The following is a 17,644-nucleotide window of genomic DNA, read 5'->3' on the forward strand; positions in this document are numbered from 1 at the left end:
CCCCCCCCCCCCCCCCCCCCCCCCCCCCCCGGCCCCGACCCACCACCCAACCGAAGGCGCTACGCCCGCCCCCACCAAACCCGCACAGGCGCCGCAGGCATCGCCCCTCAGCCCCCCGACGTCTCCAGCTCGGCATCCTCCCCGACGCCCGCGCAGTCGTACGGATCCTTCAGCCAGCCGTCCGGAAGCACCACCCGGTTGTTGCCGGACGTACGCCCCCGAGGCCCGTCAGCACCATCGGGCCACGGCTGGTCGAGGTCCAACTCGTCCAGACCACCCCGCAGTTCATCGAGCGACGACGTGACCGCGAGCCGCCGCCGCATCTCGCTGCCGACCGCGAACCCCTTCAGGTACCAGGCGACATGCTTGCGGAAGTCGACGACGCCCTTCGACTCGTCGCCGATCCACTCACCGAGCAGCGCCGCATGGCGCACCATGACCTCGGCGACCTCACGCAGCGACGGCCGCGCGATGTCCTCCGTACGCCCCTCGAACGCGGCCACCAGATCCGCGAACAGCCACGGCCGCCCCAGGCACCCCCGCCCCACGACCACCCCGTCGCACCCGGTCTCGCGCACCATCCGCAACGCGTCCCCCGCCGACCAGATGTCCCCGTTCCCCAGCACCGGAATCTCGGGCACATGCTCCTTGAGCCGCGCGATGGCCTCCCAGTCGGCGGTGCCGCCGTAGTGCTGCGCGGCCGTCCGCCCATGCAGGGCGATCGACGTGACGCCCTCCTCCACGGCGATCCGACCGGCGTCCAGGTACGTGATGTGATCGTCGTCGATGCCCTTGCGCATCTTCATCGTGACCGGCAGATCCCCGGCCCCCGCCACGGCCTCCCGCAGGATCGCGCGCAGCAGGTTGCGCTTGTACGGCAGCGCCGACCCACCCCCCTTGCGCGTCACCTTCGGCACCGGGCACCCGAAGTTCAGGTCGATGTGGTCGGCCAGGTCCTCCTCCGCGATCATGCGGACGGCCTTGCCGACGGTCGCCGGATCGACGCCGTACAGCTGGATCGAACGCGGCGTCTCGCTCGCGTCGAAGTGGATCAGCTGCATGGTCTTCTCGTTGCGCTCGACCAACGCCCGCGTCGTGATCATCTCGCTGACGAACAGCCCCTTGCCCCCACTGAACTCCCGGCACAAGGTACGGAAGGGAGCATTCGTGATCCCGGCCATCGGGGCCAGGACGACGGGCGGCTGGACGGTGTGCGGGCCGATCTGCAGCGGCGTGACGGTGGTCTCGGGCATTCCCCCATTGTCACGCACCCCGAGGGGTACCTGGACCCGTCCGGAATCCCGCACGGCCCGCACAGGCCATTAGTTAGCCGCACTATTAGTTAGACACACTATCGAAGCAGTCGTACGATGGGACGCATGCCCGAGCTCAGCCAACGCCGACGCCATCTGGTCCTCGCGATCTGCTGCATGAGCCTGCTGATCGTCGGCCTGGACGTCACCATCCTGAACATCGCGCTCCCCGCGATCCGCGACGACCTGCACGCGAGCACGTCCGGCCTGCAGTGGACGATCGACGCCTACACCCTGGTCCTCGCCTCGCTGCTGATGCTCTCCGGCTCGACGGCGGACCGGATCGGCCGCAAGCGCGTCTTCATGACCGGCCTGATCGTGTTCATCGTCGGCTCGGTCCTGTGCTCACTCGCACCGAGCCTCAACACACTGATCGCCTTCCGGGTGATCCAGGCGGTCGGCGGCTCGATGCTCAACCCGGTCGCGATGTCGATCATCACCAACACCTTCACAGACCCCCGGGAGCGCGCCCGCGCGATCGGCGTGTGGGGCGCGGTCATCGGCATATCGTTCGCCGCCGGACCGCTGATCGGCGGTCTGCTCGTGCAGTCCGTGGGCTGGCGCTCGATCTTCTGGATCAACCTGCCGGTGGGACTGGCCGCCCTGCTGCTCACCCTGAGGTTCGTCCCCGAGTCCCGCGCCCCCAAGGGCCGCCGCCCCGACCCCGTCGGACAGCTGCTGGTCATCGCGCTGTTCGCCGGACTGACGTACGCGATCATCCAGGCACCGGAGTCCGGCTTCGGCGCGGTGCTGCCGTTCGCGGTCGTCGCGCTGGCGGCCCTCCTCGGGCTCCTCTGGTACGAGCCCCGTCGCGACGAACCCCTCATCGACCTGCGGTTCTTCCGTTCGCCGCCGTTCAGCGGGGCGACGGTGATAGCGATCAGCGCGTTCGCGTCGTTGGGCGGGTTCCTCTTCCTCTCGACGCTGTACCTACAGAACGTACGGGGGCTGGACGCGCTGCACGCGGGCCTGTGGATGCTGCCGACCGCCCTGCCGATCATGCTGTGCGCGCCGCTCTCGGGCCGCCTGGTGGGCAACCGCGGGCCGCGGCTGCCACTGCTGCTCGCCGGAGCGGCGATGACGGCGAGCGCGCTGCTGTTCGCGGCGTTCCAGGCGGAGACGTCGGACGTCACGCTGTTCATCGGATACGTGCTGTTCGGCATCGGGTTCGGCTTCATCAACGCGCCGATCACCAACACGGCGGTGTCGGGGATGCCGCGGGCCCAGGCGGGCGTCGCGGCAGCCGTGGCCTCCACGAGCCGCCAGCTGGGCCAGACGCTGGGGGTCGCCGTCATCGGGGCGGTACTGGCGTCCGGGGTCGGCTCGTCGTCGTACAAGGACGCGTTCGTCTCCGCGTCGGTGCCGGCGTGGTGGATCGTCGTCGGATGCGGGGTCGCCGTGTTCGTCCTCGGCGCGCTGACCAGCGGCCGCTGGGCGCGACGGGCCGCGGCCCGGGCGGCCGACCAGCTGGAGTCGGCCGAGGTACGCGAAGCGGCAGGCGTGAACGCGTAGACAAATCGAAGCCCGCGAAGCAGCGGTCGCGACCGCTAGGCAAATCGAAGCCCGCGGGGCCCGCTCAGCGACCCCCCGCCCGCTCCAGAGCGATGGCGTGGAGCTTCTCCAGCCGCTCCCTCGACTCCTCGTCCGCCGGCGCGTACGTCACGATGCGCGGGCCCAGTTCGGGCCCGAGCCACAGATCGGTGTGGTCGACGGCGATCCGGCCGACGTACCGGTTGTCGAACTCCTTGCGCTTGGTGCGGTGGGCCTGCACCTCGTGCCGCTCCCAGTTCTCACGGAACTCCGCCGACTCCGCGCGCAGCCGCTTGAGCAGCATCTTCCAGGCGGGCTCGGCGAGATGGGCGGCCATCGTGGCCCGGAACCGGGCGGCCATCAGCCGCTGGGTGTCCCGCAGGTGCACGATCGAGGAGCGCCACTCCTCGTGCGTGTAGGACAGGACAAGGCAGTTGCGGTCCTCGGCCGGCACCGCGTCCAGCTCGCACAGCAGCAGGCCGTAGGTGCGGTTGTAGGCGAGGATGTCGTACCGGCTGTTCTGCACGCACGCCGGGACCGGCTCCAGCTGCTCCAGGACGGCCCGCACCCCGGCGGTGATGGACGGGCAGGTGGTGGCCGGCGTCGGGTCGGTCTGGCCGGCCAGCTGGAAGAGGTGCGCGCGCTCGCTGGGGTCGAGGAAAAGGGTGCGGGCCAGGGCGTCCAGGACCTGGACGGAGACCTGGATGTCCCTCGCCTGTTCGAGCCACGTGTACCAGGTGACGCCGACCGAGGCGAGCTGCGCGACCTCCTCGCGGCGCAGCCCGGGGGTGCGGCGCCGGGTGCCGCGGGGCAGCCCGACCTGCTCGGGGGTGATGTGCTCGCGGCGGTGGCGCAGGAAGGCGGCCAGCTCGTGCCGCCGTATCGCTGCCGCCGAGGTTTCCGAGGGCGTCTCCTGGGCCATGGTCGTCATGGTCCCAGCCTGCCGCCTCCCGCATCCTGTTGCCAGGTACTGCTGCTACCAGGACAAGAAGACTCTGGTACCCGTCTGAGCGCGGGCGCAGGCTCATGGACGTGACCGAAACCATCACTTCACGCACCGTCCGATCCCCGGTGGCGCCACCCGCGCTCAACGGGCTCGGGCTCTTCACCGTGCTGCTGGCAGCGGCACTCCCCCTCATCGACTTCTTCATCGTCAACGTCGCCCTGCCCACGATCGGCCGGGACCTGCACGCGAGCGAGTCCGTGCTGGAGCTGGTCGTCGCCGGGTACGGGCTCGCGTACGCCGTCCTGCTCGTCCTCGGCGGCCGGCTCGGCGACCTGTTCGGCCGGCGCCGGCTCTTCCTCGGCGGCATGGCGGCCTTCGGGCTGACCTCGCTCGCCTGCGGTCTCGCGCCGAGCGCCTGGACGCTGGTCGCGGCGCGGGTCGCGCAGGGCGCGGCGGCCGCCGCGATGCTGCCGCAGGTCCTCGCCACCATCCAGGCGGCCACCGCGGGACCCCGCCGGGCCAGGGCCATGGGCCTGTACGGCGCCACGGCCGGCCTGTCGATGGTCGCCGGGCAGATCCTCGGCGGCGTCCTGGTGGCGGCCGACCTCTGGGGCACCGGCTGGCGCTCGGTGTTCCTGGTGAACGTCCCGGTGGTCGTGCTGGGCCTGGTCCTGGCGGCCCGGGGCGTGCCCGAGACCCGCTCCCAGCACCCCGAGCCGGTCGACGGCCCGGGCACCGTCCTGCTCGCCGCCTCGCTGCTCGCCCTGCTGGCCCCGCTCACCGAGGGCCGTACGGCGGGCTGGCCGCTGTGGACCTGGCTGTCGCTGGCGGCGTTCCCCTTCGTCGCGGCCGCGTTCTACGCGGTGGAGCGCCGGGCCGACCGCCGGGGCCGTACGCCCCTGGTCCCGCCGAGCCTGTTCCGGCTGACCTCGCTGCGCCGCGGTCTGGTGATGATCGTGCCGTTCTCGGTCGGCTTCAGCGGCTTCATGTTCGTCATCGCGGTGGCCCTGCAGCGCGGTGCGGGGCTGGGCCCGGTCCCGGCGGGGCTGGCGCTCGCGCCGATGGCCGTCGTGTTCTTCTTCGTCTCGCTGGCCGGTCCCCGGCTGGTCGCGCGGTACGGGACCCGAATCGTGACGGCCGGCGGGCTGCTGCAGGGGGTCGGTGTGGGGCTGATGGCGCTGGCGGCCTGGCGGTCCTGGCCGGACCTCGGCTTCGTCGAACTGCTGCCCGGCGCGGCGCTCGCGGGTGCCGGGCAGGCGCTCCAACTCCCCATCATCTTCCGGGTCGTGCTCTCCGAGGTGGAGCCCGCGCGGGCCGGCGTCGGCAGCGGCGTGATGATGACGACCCAGCAGTCGGCCCTGGCCCTCGGGGTGGCCGCGCTCGGCACCCTGTTCCTGTCCCTGATCCCGGCCCTGGGCATGCGCGACGCCCTGGTCACCACGCTCCTGGCCCAGCTGGCCTGCGTGGCGCTCACCTGCCTGCTGAGCCTGCGCCTGCCGCGCACCATCGGCTGACGCGGATGTGAGGAACGGAACAGGCCACGGCTCGGTCAACTCGTCGCGGAAGACCCCCTGTTGATGTTGGTCTTGCTGCACACTCCTGTGGCGGAGGCGAGACATCATGCTGGAGATCAACACGAGCAAGGTGAGCCGCTGGGACCAGCACGGGCGGGAACACGTCGTCCGCGTGCGGCGCAGCGGAGTACAGCGCACCATCAGATGCGACACCTGCGGCTGGCGCCAGGGCGCCCAGTTCCTGCCCTGGCTGAAGGCGCAGGAACACCTGGCCGAGGCCCACCAGGCGACCGTGGACCCGTCGGACGCGTAGGGAAACGCCCAGGGAAGGCGTAGGGAACGCCCAGGGGAAACCAGGGGACGCTCCCCGCGATGAGTTTCCGGCGCGTCGCCAGTCGTATGCCGTACGACCGACCCGCACCGGAAGGCGACCCATGAGCGCTCTGTACGACACCCTGCGACGCCACGTCGACCGAGGTACGGTGCCGGGCGCCGTGGGGCTGGTGGCCCGCGGCGCCGATATGGAGGTGGTGGCCGTCGGTTCGGCGGACGCCGACGGCACCGCCCCGATGGCCCGTGACTCGATCTTCCGCATCGCCTCCATCACCAAGCCGATCACCGCCGCGGCCGTGCTGATGCTGGTCGAGGACGGCCTGCTGGGGCTGGACGCGCCGGTCGAGGAGTGGCTGCCGGAGCTGGCGAAGCCGCTGGTGGTGCGGACGCCGGACGCCCCTGTCGAGGACGTGGTGCCGGCCGTCCGTCCCGTCACCGTCGAGGACCTGCTCAGCTCCCGCACCGGCTGGGGCTTCCCCTCCGACTTCACCTTCCCCGCCGTCCAGGCGCTGTTCGGGGTGCAGAAGGACGGCCGTCACCTCCAGGACTGGCCGGACCACGACACCTGGCTCCGCCGTCTCGCGCAGGTGCCGATGCTGTACCAGCCGGGCGAGTCCTGGCTCTACGGCACCTCCTCCGATGTGCAGGGCATCCTGGTCGCGCGGGCGTCGGGCCGTACCCTCGCGGAGTTCCTGGCCGAGCGGATCTTCGAGCCGCTGGGCATGACGGACACGGCGTTCGAGGTGCCGGCCGCCAAGCGGCACCGCTTCACCACGGCCTACGACCCGGCTCCGGACGGCACGCTGGAGGTGTCGGACACCCCGGACGGCGAGTTCGCCCGCGCCCCGCGCTTCCTGTCCGGCGGCGGAGGACTGGTCTCCACGGCCGACGACTGGCTGGCCTTCGCCCGTATGCTCCTGGACGCGGGCGGCGGACTGCTCAGCCCCACCTCGGTCAGCCGGATGACCACCAACCACCTCACGGCCGAGCAGCGCGAGCGCGCCGCCCTCTTCCTGGAGGGCCAGGGCTGGGGGTACGGCGGCCAGGTCGACGTGACCCCGGCCGACCCGTGGAACGTCCCCGGCCGTTACGGCTGGGTCGGCGGATCCGGCACCGCGGCCCAGATCGTCCCGCAGACCGGCACGGTCTCGGTCCTGCTGACCCAGGTGGCGATGACCGACCCGACGCCGACCCCGCTGATGCGGGACTTCTGGCGGTGCGTGGCGGGCGCGTAGGGCCTTAGGCTCCGGCGCCCTTCAGCCCGCGCACGCACAGGTCGACCAGTGCCTGGAACTCGGCCTGCGCACCCGGCCGTTCCCACTCCTGGGCGTGAACGGGGTCGTGGAAAAGGCTGGTGGCCTGGAAGAGGGCCAGGGCGGCGGTCGCCGGGTCCTCGACGGTGAAGACGCCCGCGTCGACGCCGGCCCGCACCAGCTCGGTCAACTGGCCGGTCAGCTCGGCGAGATGGGTGCCGACGGCACCGCCGCTCCCGCCGGTGAGGACCGTGTAGGTGGCGAACAGCTCCGGGTCGGCGCCCGCCTTCTGGCGCTTGGCGGCGAACAGGGCGGCGAGCCACGCCCGTACCCGGGCCTCCGGGTCCCGGCCGGTGTCCGCCGCGATGCCGGCCAGCAGCTCCGTCGTACGGTCCAGCCACCGCTTCGTCACCGCTTCCCGCAGCGCCGCCTTGGTACGGAAGTGCCGGTAGACGGTGCCATGGCTGACGCCGAGCGCGCGGGCCACGTCCACCACGGTGGCCTTGGCGGGTCCGTAGCGGCGCAGCACCTCCTCGGTCGCTTCGAGGATGCGCTCGGTGGTCAGGGTCTCGGGGGGCGGTGCCATGGCTAGACGGTACCCGGCGCCATGGTCAGCGCTCGCTGTCGAGCATCGCCATCTGCGCGGGGGCGTACCGCTCACCGGCCGCCGCGTCCGCGGGTACGGCTGACTCGATGGCGGCGAGGTCGGCCGCGTCAAGGGTGACGTCGAGTGCGCCCAGCGCCTCGCCGAGCCGCTCCCGGGTCCGCGCGCCGATCAGCGGCACGATGTCCGTATTGTGTCGCGGGCCCTGCGACATCGCCCACGCGATGACGATCTGCGCGACGGACACGCCCTTCTGCTCGGCGACCTTGCGCAGCGACTCGACCAGCGTGAGGTTGTGCCGCAGGTTGTCGCCCTGGAAGCGGGGGGTGTGGGCGCGGAAGTCGTTGGCGGCGAAGCCCCGGTCGGCCGAGACATGGCCGGAGATCAGTCCGCGGGCGAGCACACCGTACGCGGTGACGGCGATGCCCAGCTCGCGCAGCGTGGGCAGGATCTCCCGCTCGGGGCCGCGGGAGATGAGCGAGTACTCGATCTGGAGGTCGGCGATCGGGGCGGTGGCGGCGGCCCGGCGGATGGTCTCCGCGCCGACCTCGCTCAGCCCGATGTGCCGGACGTACCCCTTCTCGACGAGTTCGGCGATCGCGCCGACGGTCTCCTCGATCGGCACGTTCGGGTCGAGCCGGGCGGGGCGGTAGACGTCGATGTGGTCGACGCCGAGGCGCTGCAGGGAGTACGCGGCCCAGGTCTTCACGGCGGCGGGTCGCGCGTCGAAGCCGAGCCAGCTGCCGTCCGGGGCGCGCTGGGCGCCGAACTTCACGCTGATCAGGGCGTTCTCGCGGCGGGCGGCCGGGGCGGTGCGCAGGGCCTCGCTGATCAGCAGTTCGTTGTGGCCCATGCCGTAGAAGTCGCCGGTGTCGAGCAGGGTCACGCCGGCCTCCAGGGCGGCGTGGACGGTGGCGACGGACTCGGCGCGGTCCGAGTCCCCGTACATGCCGGACATGCCCATGCAGCCGAGGCCGAGGGCGGAGACCTGGGGGCCGGTGGTTCCGAGGGTGCGGGTTGGCATCGTCATGCCACCACCCTTGCATGACAGCTGACAGATTTCAATATCTGTCACTCCATACCTGCGATCCAACCCTGACCCATACCTCTGGTCCAGACCTATTGACGAAAGGTCTGGACCGATGCACTGTCATGCCTACGACACCTCACCGCACCCCCACCGGGAGGCCCGTATGCTCCGCCGCACCCTGGCCCTGCTCGCCACCGCTCTCACCACCGCGGCCCTCACCCAGCTCCCCCTCGCGCCCGCCGCCTCCGCCGCCGACACCTGCGCGGTGAAGTCGCGACCCGCCGGCAAGGTCCTGCAGGGGTACTGGGAGAACTGGGACGGCTCCGCCAACGGCGTCCACCCGCCCTTCGGCTGGACGCCGATCACCGATTCCCGGATCGCCGCCCACGGCTACAACGTGATCAACGCGGCCTTCCCCGTGATCCGTTCCGACGGCACGGCCCTGTGGGAGGACGGCATGGACGCGGGCGTGAAGGTGGCGACGCCCGCGGAGATGTGCGCGGCGAAGGCGTCCGGACAGACGATCCTGCTGTCGATCGGCGGCGCCGCGGCCGGAATCGACCTCAGCTCGCCGACGGTGGCCGACCGCTTCGTGGCGACGATCGTGCCGATCCTGAAGAAGTACAACTTCGACGGCATCGACATCGACATCGAGACGGGTCTGGTCGGCAGCGGCAGCATCACCCAGCTCTCCGCCTCCCAGGCCAACCTGATCCGCGTCATCGACGGCGTGCTGGCGAAGATGCCGTCCAACTTCGGCCTGACGATGGCCCCGGAGACGGCCTACGTCACCGGCGGCAGCATCACCTACGGCTCCATCTGGGGCGCCTACCTGCCGATCATCAAGAAGTACGCCGACAACGGCCGCCTGTGGTGGCTGAACATGCAGTACTACAACGGCAGCATGTACGGCTGCTCCGGCGACTCCTACTCGGCCGGCACGGTCGCGGGCTTCACCGCCCAGACGGACTGCCTCAACAAGGGCCTGACCGTGCAGGGCACGACGGTGAAGGTGCCGTACGACAAGCAGGTCCCGGGCCTGCCCGCCCAGTCCGGCGCGGGCGGCGGCTACATGCCCCCGTCCCTGGTCTCCCAGGCCTGGAAGCACTACGGCAGCTCACTCAAAGGCCTGATGACCTGGTCGGTCAACTGGGACGGCTCGAAGAACTGGACCTTCGGCGACAACGTCAGGTCGCTCCAGGGGCGCTAACGCGCCGTCAGCGCCAGCTTCGCGCCCAGCGCCACGAAGGACCCCGCGAAGCTCCGCCGCAGCCAGGTCATCACCCTCGGCCGTGAGGTGACGTGACTGCGGACCGAGGCGGCGAGCACCCCGTAGAGGGCGAAGACGACGAACGTCGCCAGCATGAACACACCGCTCAGGCCCAGCATGCGCGGCAGGGCGTGCGGGGCGGCCGGGTCCACGAACTGCGGCAGGAACGCGAAGAAGAAGATCGTCAGCTTCGGGTTGAGCAGATTGATCAGCACGCCCCGCACGATCACGCGCCCGGCGGAGAGCGGGGCGGCCCTCTCGTCGACGTCGATCGCGCGCCGGTCCCGCAGGGTCGCCCAGGCCATGTACAGCAGGTAGCCGACGCCGGCGTACTTGACGACCTGGAAGGCCGCGGCGCTGGCGTTCAGCAGCGCCGCGAGCCCGGTCACGGTGGCCAGCACATGCGGCACGATGCCGAGCGTGCACGCGAGGGCGGCGACCACGCTCGCCCGCCGGCCGTGGGACAGCCCGGCGGCGAGCGTGTAGACGACACCGGTGCCGGGGGTGGCGACGACGACCAGGGTGGTGAGGAGGAAGGCGAGGCTCATGCCCGCCAGCCTGTCGCCGCGGCGGCCCCCGATACAGGTCCAATCCGGCACCCGCATCAAGGACCACCGCACCGCAGGCGCGGCAGAGGTCAGCTGCCGATCAGGCGACCCGCCAGGTAGCCCTCGATCTGGTCCAGCGACACGCGCTCCTGCTTCATGGAGTCCCGCTCGCGCACCGTCACGGCGTTGTCCTCGAGGGTGTCGAAGTCGACCGTCACGCAGTACGGCGTGCCGATCTCGTCCTGGCGGCGGTAGCGGCGGCCGATGGCGCCGGCGTCGTCGAACTCGATGTTCCAGTTCTGCCGCAGGGCCTGGGCGAGGCCCTTGGCCTTCGGGGACAGCTCGGGGTTGCGGGAGAGCGGGAGCACCGCGACCTTGACCGGGGCCAGCCGGTGGTCGAGGCGCAGCACCGTGCGCTTCTCCAGCTTGCCCTTGGCGTTGGGGGCCTCGTCCTCGACGTAGGCGTCGAGCAGGAACGCCAGCATCGCGCGACCGACACCGGCCGCGGGCTCGATGACGTACGGCGTCCAGCGCTCCTGGGCCTCCTGGTCGTAGTAGACGAGGTCCTGGCCGGAGGCCTTGGAGTGGGCGCTGAGGTCGTAGTCGGTGCGGTTGGCCACACCCTCCAGCTCGCCCCACTCGTTGCCGCCGAACTGGAAGCGGTACTCGATGTCAGCGGTGCGCTTGGAGTAGTGGGAGAGCTTCTCCTTCGGGTGCTCGTACCACCGCATGTTCTCCTCGCGCAGGCCGAGACCGGTGTACCAGTTCCAGCGCTGCTCCATCCAGTACTCCTGCCACGTCTCGTCCTCGCCCGGCTTGACGAAGAACTCCATCTCCATCTGCTCGAACTCGCGGGTGCGGAAGATGAAGTTGCCGGGCGTGATCTCGTTGCGGAAGGACTTGCCCATCTGCGCGATGCCGAACGGCGGCTTCTTGCGCGAAGCGGTCTGCACCAGGGCGAAGTTGGTGAAGATGCCCTGCGCGGTCTCGGGGCGCAGGTAGGCGACGGAGCCGCTGTCCTGCGTCGGGCCGAGGTGCGTGGAGAGCAGACCGGAGAACTGCTTGGGCTCGGTGAACTGGCCCTTGTTGCCGCAGTTGGGGCAGTTGACGTCGGCCAGGCCGTTCTCCGGGAGGCGGCCGTGCTTGGCCTCGTACGCCTCCTCCAGGTGGTCGGCGCGGAACCGCTTGTGACAGGAGGTGCACTCGGTCAGCGGGTCCGTGAAGGTGGCGACGTGGCCGGAGGCGACCCAGACCTCGGGAGCCAGGATCACGGACGAGTCGAGACCGACCACGTCCTCGCGCGACGTCACCATGTAGCGCCACCACTGGCGCTTCAGGTTCTCCTTGAGCTCGACACCCAGCGGTCCGTAGTCCCAGGCGGCGCGCTGGCCGCCGTAGATCTCACTGCAGGGGAATACGAAGCCACGGCGCTTGCTCAGGCTGACGATGGTGTCGATCTTGTCGGCGGCCACGGTGCTCTCTTCATTACGACGACGGGCGACGAAGCGAGACGCTTCAGAGCGAATGCTTCAGGGTACCGGCGGGGGCTCCCCCTCAATCAAATCGGTTCCGGTCGGATCGTTTATTGACAACGGTTTCCATGTCAGATGAAAATGACTGTCATGAACGTACGACGACAGCACATAACCGGCGTGGCCGTGGCAGCCGTCACCGCCCTCGGGCTCACCACCCTCTCCGCCTGCTCCTCCGACAGCGCCGCCGCGGCCGGTGACGGCAAGTTCGACGTCGTCGCGTCGTTCTATCCGATGGCCTTCCTCGCCGATGAGATCGGCGGCGCCCACGTCCACGTCACGAGCCTCACCCAGCCCGGCCAGGAGCCGCACGACCTGGAGATCAGCGCGCAGCAGACCGCGCGGCTGCAGGAGGCCGACGCGGTGCTCTACCTGAAGAACCTCCAGCCCTCCGTCGACGAGGCGGTGGCCCAGTCCGACGTGAAGACGAGGATCGACGCCGCCTCCCTCACCTCGCTGGAGAAGCACGGCAACGAGGTCGGCGGCCACGCGGCCTCCCACGACGACTCCAAGAACAAGGAGCTGGCCGGCCTCGACCCGCACATCTGGCTCGACCCGGTGCGCTACGCCCAGGTCGCCGAGGGGGTGGGCGCCGCCTTCGAGAAGGCCGACCCGAAGAACGCGGCCGACTACAAGAAGAACACCGCGGCCCTGGTCGAGAAGCTCGACGCGTTGAACACGCAGTTCAAGGACGGGCTCGCGCACACGAAGTCCAAGGTCTTCATCACCACCCACGCCGCCTTCGGCTACCTCGCCGAGCGCTACGGCCTGACCGAGGAGGCCATCAACGGCCTCGACCCCGAGTCCGAGCCGAGCGCGGCGCGGGTGCGGGCCCTGGAGCAGATGGCGAAGGCCGACCACGTCACCACGGTCTTCTACGAGACCCTCGTCAGCGACAAGACCGCGAAGACCATCGCCTCCGACGCGGGTCTGAAGACGGACGTCCTGGACCCCATCGAGGGCATCACCGCCAAGTCCCGCGGCAAGGACTACTTCTCCGTGCAGGAGGCCAACCTCAAGGCGCTGCAGACGGCCCTGGGTACGAAGTGACACCGGAGGACGGCATGACCGAGCCCGTCATATCCCTGCGGGGCGTCACCGCCGAGCTGGGCTCGCGCCCCGTGCTGCGCGGCATCGACCTCACCGTGGCCCGGGGGGAGGTCGTCGCGCTGCTCGGCGCCAACGGCTCCGGCAAGTCGACGGCGGTCCGGACGATCATCGGCCAGGTGCCGGTGAGCGCCGGGGAGATCGAGCTGTTCGGGACGCCGAGGAGGCGGTTCCGGGACTGGGCGCGCGTGGGATACGTACCGCAGCGCACCACGGCCGCGGGCGGTGTCCCGGCGACCGTCACCGAGATCGTCTCCTCGGGACGGCTCTCCCGGGCCCGCTTCGGCGTGCTGGGCAAGGCGGACCGCGCGGCCGTGCGCGGGGCGCTGGAGCTGGTCGGGATGGCGGACCGGGCGAAGGACTCCGTGAACGCCCTCTCCGGCGGCCAGCACCAGCGCGTCCTGATCGCCCGCGCGCTCGCCGCCGAACCCCAACTGCTGATCATGGACGAGCCGATGGCGGGCGTGGACCTGGCGAGCCAGGAGGTGCTCGCGCGGACACTGCGGGAGCAGGTGGCGGCCGGTGCGACCGTCCTGCTCGTGCTGCACGAACTCGGGCCGCTGGAGCCGCTGATCGACCGCGCGGTCGTGCTGCGCGACGGCTGTGTGCTGCACGACGGACCGCCGCCGCCCGCGCTCGGGCAGCATGCCCTTCCCGGCCACGACCACGTACATCCCCACGGGCCGACCCGCTCGGGGCTGCTGAGCTGATGGGACTGTGATGGACTTCCTCGACTACGCCTTCATGCAGCGGGCCCTGCTCGCCGCGGTTCTCGTCGGCATCACGGCCCCGGCGATCGGCATCTACCTGGTCCAGCGCCGCCAGGCCCTGATGGGCGACGGCATCGGCCATGTCGCGATGACGGGCGTCGGCCTCGGCTTCCTGCTCTCGGCCTCCCCCGTGTGGATGGCGACCCTCACGTCCGTGGTGGGCGCGATCCTCATGGAGCTCATCCGCTGGTACGGCCGCACCCGCGGGGACATCGCCCTCGCCATGCTCTTCTACGGCGGTATGGCGGGCGGCGTGATGTTCATCAACCTCGCGCCCGGCGGCTCCAACGCGAACCTGACCTCGTACCTCTTCGGCTCGCTCTCCACGGTCTCGCAGTCGGACGTGACGGCGATCTGTCTGCTGGCCGGATTCGTCGTGCTGGTCACCCTCGGTCTGCGGCGGCAGCTGTTCGCGGTGAGCCAGGACGAGGAGTTCGCGCGGGTGACGGGGCTGCCGGTGCGGGCGCTGAACCTGCTCACCGCGGTCACGGCGGCGGTGACGGTGACGGTCGCGATGCGGGTGGTGGGGCTGCTGCTGGTCAGCGCGCTGATGGTGGTGCCGGTCGCCGCGGCCCAGCAGCTCAGCCGGAGCTTCGCGGCGACGTTCGCGGTCGCGGTGGCCATCGGGGTGTCCGTGACCCTCGGCGGCACGATCACCTCGTACTACCAGGACGTGCCGCCCGGGGCGACGATCGTGCTGCTGACCATCGCGGCCTTCCTCCTGCTGACCGCGCTCGCCGCCCCGCTCGCCCGCCGCCGTGCCCGCGCGGCCGCCGCCGCGGGGCCCGCCGGCGACCCCGTGGAGTGTGCGATTCCGGCCAGTCGGGAGGCCGGGGGGAAGGTCGGCGTCTGACCGCGCACAGCCCGGGCTGGCACAATGACCGGGCAGGCGCAGACGTGACCCTCGTGAAGGAGGAACCGGTGACGACCGCTGGACCGCCCGTGAAGGGCCGTGCCACCCGGCAGCGGGCCGCCGTGGCGGCAGCCCTGGACGAGGTCGACGAGTTCCGCAGCGCGCAGGAGCTCCACGACATGCTCAAGCACAAGGGCGACTCGGTCGGCCTCACCACGGTCTACCGCACCCTCCAGTCCCTCGCCGACGCCGGTGAGGTCGACGTCCTGCGCACCTCCGACGGCGAGTCGGTCTACCGCCGCTGCTCGACCGGCGACCACCACCATCACCTGGTCTGCCGCGTCTGCGGCAAGGCGGTGGAGGTGGAGGGCCCGGCGGTCGAGAAATGGGCGGAGGCCATCGCCGCCGAACACGGCTTCGTCAACGTGGCCCACACGGTGGAGATCTTCGGCACCTGCGCGGACTGCGCCGCGGGCTGAGCCGGTCGGGCCGCGGCAGCCCCGCGCCGACCGTCCCCGGGGGCCACGGGGTGAGCCGGACTCACGAGGTGGTGTCGTCGCCCCTCATCGCCGCCTCCATGGCGAGCAGTTCCTCGTTCGGCACGGCGCCGCCGAAGCGGCGGTCGCGCGAGGCGAACTCGACGCAGGCCCGCCACAGGTCACGGCGGTCGAAGTCCGGCCAGAGCACGTCCTGGAAGACCATCTCGGCGTAGGCGCTCTGCCAGAGCAGGTAGTTGGAGGTGCGCTGCTCGCCGCTGGGCCGCAGGAACAGGTCCACGTCCGGCATGTCCGGGTAGTACAGGTACTTGGCGAGGGTCTTCTCGTCGACCTTGCCGGGATCCAGACGGCCCGCCGCCACGTCCTCGGCAAGGGCCTTCGCCGCGTCGGCGATCTCCGCGCGGCCACCGTAGTTCATGCAGAAGTACAGGGTCAGCCGGTCGTTGTCCTTCGTCTGCTCCTGGGCGACCTGGAGTTCCTTGGCTACCGACTTCCACAGCTTGGGCATCCGGCCCACCCAGCGCACCCGGACGCCGAGTTCGTCGAGCGTGTCCCGGCTCTTGCGGATGAAGTCGCGGTTGAAGTTCATCAGGAAGCGGACCTCGTCGGGCGAGCGCTTCCAGTTCTCGGTGGAGAAGGCGTACAGCGAGATGCTGCCCACGCCCATCTCGATCGCGCCCTGCAGCACGTCCACCACGCGCTCGGCGCCGACCTTGTGGCCCTCGGTGCGGGGCAGCCCGCGCTGCTTGGCCCAGCGGCCGTTCCCGTCCATGACGATCGCCACATGGTTCGGGACCAGCTCACCCGGGAGCTTCGGCGCGCGGGCGCCCGACGGGTGCGGCTCCGGCGCCTTGTACTCGCGGCGCCGGCGTCCCAGAATCCCGCGTACGACCATGTGCTTCTCGTCTCCTCTTACCGCTTACTTCTTTGTGTACTGATTATCTGCGTACTAATTCTCTACTTACTATTTCTCCACGTACCGTAGCGAACGCAGTCCGCGTTCCAGATGCCAGTGCAGATACGCGGACACCAGCCCGCTCCCCTCCCGGACGTACCGCGGCTCGCACGCGTCCGCGGTCTCCCAGTCTCCCGTGAGCAGCGCACCGAGGAGGTCCAGGGTCTGCGGAGACGGTACGACACTGCCGGCCACCCGGCAGTCGGCGCAGACCGAGCCGCCGGAGGCGACGGAGAAGAACCGGTTCGGCCCGGGCAGCCCGCACTTGGCGCAGTCGCTGAAGCTGGGCGCGTAGCCGTTGACGGCGAGGGAGCGCAGCAGGAAGGCGTCGAGGACGAGGTGCGGGGCGTGTTCACCCCGGGCCAGCGTCCGCAGGGCGCCGACGAGCAACAGGTACTGCTGGACCGCCGGCTCGCCCTCGTGGTCCGTGAAGCGCTCGGCGGTCTCCAGCATGGCGGTGCCCGCGGTGTAGCGGGCGTAGTCGCTCACGATCCCCCCGCCGTACGGGGCGATGGTCTCGCTCTGGGTGCACAGCGGCAGGCCGCGCCCCACCAGCTCGCTCCCCCGCGCGAAGAACTGCACGTCGACATGGGAGAAGGGTTCGAGCCGCGCCCCGAACTTCGACTTGGTCCGCCGCACACCGCGGGCCACGGCCCGCACCCGCCCGTGCCCGCGCGTGAGCAGCGTGATGATGCGGTCCGCCTCACCGAGCTTCTGGGTGCGCAGCACGATGCCGTCGTCGCGGAACAGGCTCATGGGCCCCATTCTCGCCCACCGCGGGGGCCTCCCGCACGGCCCCCGGATCGGCGTCCCACTCCTTGCCACCGCCGAAGGGTCTCAGCTGGACGTACGGCCCCTCGTGGCCCATCACGATCCCGGCCTTCCCGGTACGCGTGTCCACGACATGACTGCCGACCGGTGGTTTGGGGGGCTTCATTTCCTCTCCTTAACGACCGTAAGAAAAGCGACTCGGAATTCCGGGCGGAGGTGAGACCCGGCACTCCAGCGTGCTTCCCCTTCCTCTTTTGATTTCACGCTTTTGCTGCCGACAGCGGCATACGGCCCCTAAAATCACCGGACCGGCGCAAGAGCGGGGAACCGGCGGTCCGTGGTGGGGTAAACCCCCTTTCATACAAGGCTGTTGACCGGATGGGAGGGACGGCGCGGATCCCGCCCGCCGGGGCGCGCTGCTGCTCGTTCCCGGCAGGCAGGGCGGGGACAGTCCGGGCGACCCTCGGGCAAGGGACAGAAGCTGCCCCGGCCGTCCGGGACTCCTACGACCTGATCGGGTTCGCTCCCCGCGGCAACGCGCCCTCCACGTCCGTCAGTTGCGGCCTCGAACACCGTGACCTCGCCGTCACCGCGCTGCGCCCCTGGCCCGGCCCCGACGGCTCCGTCGACCGGAACACGGCCACCGCCCGCCGCATGGCGGCCGCCTGCGCCCGCGAACGGAGGCGAGCTGCTGCGGCACATCAGCACCGTCGACAACGCCCGTGACATCGACCGGATCCGGGCCGCCCTCGGCGACCGGAAGCCCACCCCGCCGTCCGCCGATGGTCCACGGTCCGGCAACCGAGGAATGACGTACG

At 70.7% G+C, this 17,644-nt stretch carries 18 protein-coding genes and 1 pseudogene; 10 read left to right on the top strand and 9 right to left on the bottom strand.

The features are described 5' to 3' along the window. Window positions 1–107: 107 nt before the first annotated feature. On the bottom strand, window positions 108–1,253 hold the full coding sequence (gene dusB, locus MKW14_RS29480) for a tRNA dihydrouridine synthase DusB (protein WP_240867502.1): 1,146 nt from the start codon (window positions 1,251–1,253) through the stop codon (window positions 108–110). Window positions 1,254–1,379: 126 nt separating this feature from the next. Here dusB and MKW14_RS29485 point away from each other — a divergent pair, with 126 nt between their 5' ends. Further along, window positions 1,380–2,825: an MFS transporter gene (locus MKW14_RS29485; RefSeq protein ID WP_240867504.1), complete on the top strand. Its 1,446-nt coding sequence runs from the start codon at window positions 1,380–1,382 to the stop codon at window positions 2,823–2,825. Window positions 2,826–2,889: 64 nt separating this feature from the next. Here MKW14_RS29485 and MKW14_RS29490 read toward each other — a convergent pair whose 3' ends face one another. Beyond that, complete coding sequence (locus MKW14_RS29490; RefSeq protein WP_240867506.1) at window positions 2,890–3,774, bottom strand: helix-turn-helix transcriptional regulator; 885 nt, start codon at window positions 3,772–3,774, stop codon at window positions 2,890–2,892. A 95-nt stretch (window positions 3,775–3,869) separates the two neighbouring features. Here MKW14_RS29490 and MKW14_RS29495 point away from each other — a divergent pair, with 95 nt between their 5' ends. The 3 genes from MKW14_RS29495 to MKW14_RS29505 all read left to right on the top strand — a co-directional run bounded on the left by MKW14_RS29495 (window position 3,870) and on the right by MKW14_RS29505 (window position 6,871). Then, window positions 3,870–5,303, top strand: a complete 1,434-nt coding sequence (locus MKW14_RS29495) for an MFS transporter (RefSeq protein WP_240867507.1) — start codon at window positions 3,870–3,872, stop codon at window positions 5,301–5,303. 106 nt (window positions 5,304–5,409) lie between these two features. Continuing rightward, complete coding sequence (locus MKW14_RS29500; RefSeq protein WP_240867510.1) at window positions 5,410–5,616, top strand: hypothetical protein; 207 nt, start codon at window positions 5,410–5,412, stop codon at window positions 5,614–5,616. Between the two features lie 121 nt (window positions 5,617–5,737). Beyond that, on the top strand, window positions 5,738–6,871 hold the full coding sequence (locus tag MKW14_RS29505) for a serine hydrolase domain-containing protein (protein WP_240867512.1): 1,134 nt from the start codon (window positions 5,738–5,740) through the stop codon (window positions 6,869–6,871). A 4-nt stretch (window positions 6,872–6,875) separates the two neighbouring features. On the opposite strand, the gene MKW14_RS29510 is transcribed toward MKW14_RS29505, so the two are convergent. Both MKW14_RS29510 and MKW14_RS29515 read right to left on the bottom strand, forming a co-directional pair. Next, window positions 6,876–7,475 (bottom strand): TetR/AcrR family transcriptional regulator, encoded by a 600-nt coding sequence (locus MKW14_RS29510; RefSeq protein ID WP_240867515.1) that lies wholly within the window; start codon window positions 7,473–7,475, stop codon window positions 6,876–6,878. Between the two features lie 25 nt (window positions 7,476–7,500). After that, entirely contained in the window at window positions 7,501–8,523 is a 1,023-nt protein-coding gene (locus tag MKW14_RS29515) for an aldo/keto reductase (RefSeq protein WP_240867518.1), read from the bottom strand. Window positions 8,524–8,686: 163 nt separating this feature from the next. Between MKW14_RS29515 and MKW14_RS29520 the strand changes: the two genes are divergently transcribed. Continuing rightward, entirely contained in the window at window positions 8,687–9,733 is a 1,047-nt protein-coding gene (locus MKW14_RS29520; RefSeq protein WP_240867520.1) for a chitinase, read from the top strand. Here MKW14_RS29520 and MKW14_RS29525 read toward each other — a convergent pair. Both MKW14_RS29525 and MKW14_RS29530 read right to left on the bottom strand, forming a co-directional pair. Continuing rightward, window positions 9,730–10,341, bottom strand: coding sequence for a LysE family translocator (locus MKW14_RS29525; RefSeq protein WP_240867522.1), 612 nt, complete (start codon window positions 10,339–10,341; stop codon window positions 9,730–9,732). The two genes, MKW14_RS29520 and MKW14_RS29525, sit on opposite strands and share 4 nt — an antisense overlap. An 89-nt stretch (window positions 10,342–10,430) precedes the next feature. Next, complete coding sequence (locus MKW14_RS29530) at window positions 10,431–11,813, bottom strand: glycine--tRNA ligase (RefSeq protein WP_240867523.1); 1,383 nt, start codon at window positions 11,811–11,813, stop codon at window positions 10,431–10,433. 150 nt (window positions 11,814–11,963) lie between these two features. On the opposite strand from MKW14_RS29530, the gene MKW14_RS29535 reads away from it, so the two are divergent. The 4 genes from MKW14_RS29535 to MKW14_RS29550 all read left to right on the top strand — a co-directional run bounded on the left by MKW14_RS29535 (window position 11,964) and on the right by MKW14_RS29550 (window position 15,082). Further along, the gene (locus tag MKW14_RS29535; protein WP_240867525.1) at window positions 11,964–12,923 is read left to right on the top strand and encodes a metal ABC transporter substrate-binding protein; all 960 of its coding nucleotides are present in this window, start codon (window positions 11,964–11,966) and stop codon (window positions 12,921–12,923) included. A gap of 14 nt (window positions 12,924–12,937) precedes the next feature. Further along, a complete protein-coding gene (locus tag MKW14_RS29540; RefSeq protein WP_240867526.1) occupies window positions 12,938–13,690 on the top strand; it encodes a metal ABC transporter ATP-binding protein in 753 nt (250 codons plus the stop codon). Between the two features lie 10 nt (window positions 13,691–13,700). Further along, entirely contained in the window at window positions 13,701–14,603 is a 903-nt protein-coding gene (locus MKW14_RS29545) for a metal ABC transporter permease (protein ID WP_240867528.1), read from the top strand. 68 nt (window positions 14,604–14,671) lie between these two features. Further along, window positions 14,672–15,082, top strand: coding sequence for a Fur family transcriptional regulator (locus MKW14_RS29550; RefSeq protein WP_240867531.1), 411 nt, complete (start codon window positions 14,672–14,674; stop codon window positions 15,080–15,082). Window positions 15,083–15,143: 61 nt separating this feature from the next. Here the strand turns inward: MKW14_RS29550 and MKW14_RS29555 are convergent, their stop codons facing one another. The 3 genes from MKW14_RS29555 to MKW14_RS29565 form a co-directional block, all read right to left on the bottom strand. Then, entirely contained in the window at window positions 15,144–15,995 is an 852-nt protein-coding gene (locus tag MKW14_RS29555) for an isoprenyl transferase (protein WP_240867534.1), read from the bottom strand. A 69-nt stretch (window positions 15,996–16,064) separates the two neighbouring features. Beyond that, window positions 16,065–16,811, bottom strand: a complete 747-nt coding sequence (recO, locus tag MKW14_RS29560) for a DNA repair protein RecO (protein WP_240867536.1) — start codon at window positions 16,809–16,811, stop codon at window positions 16,065–16,067. Further along, window positions 16,759–16,992 (bottom strand): hypothetical protein, encoded by a 234-nt coding sequence (locus MKW14_RS29565; protein WP_240867539.1) that lies wholly within the window; start codon window positions 16,990–16,992, stop codon window positions 16,759–16,761. The genes recO and MKW14_RS29565 overlap by 53 nt, the downstream gene beginning before the upstream one ends. A 235-nt stretch (window positions 16,993–17,227) precedes the next feature. Here MKW14_RS29565 and MKW14_RS41640 point away from each other — a divergent pair. Beyond that, window positions 17,228–17,589: pseudogene (locus MKW14_RS41640) on the top strand (alpha/beta hydrolase); the annotation flags it as partial. Window positions 17,590–17,644: the final 55 nt, after the last annotated feature.

The sequence above is a fragment of the Streptomyces gilvus genome (genome assembly GCF_022513565.1).
Taxonomy (GTDB): domain Bacteria; phylum Actinomycetota; class Actinomycetes; order Streptomycetales; family Streptomycetaceae; genus Streptomyces; species Streptomyces gilvus.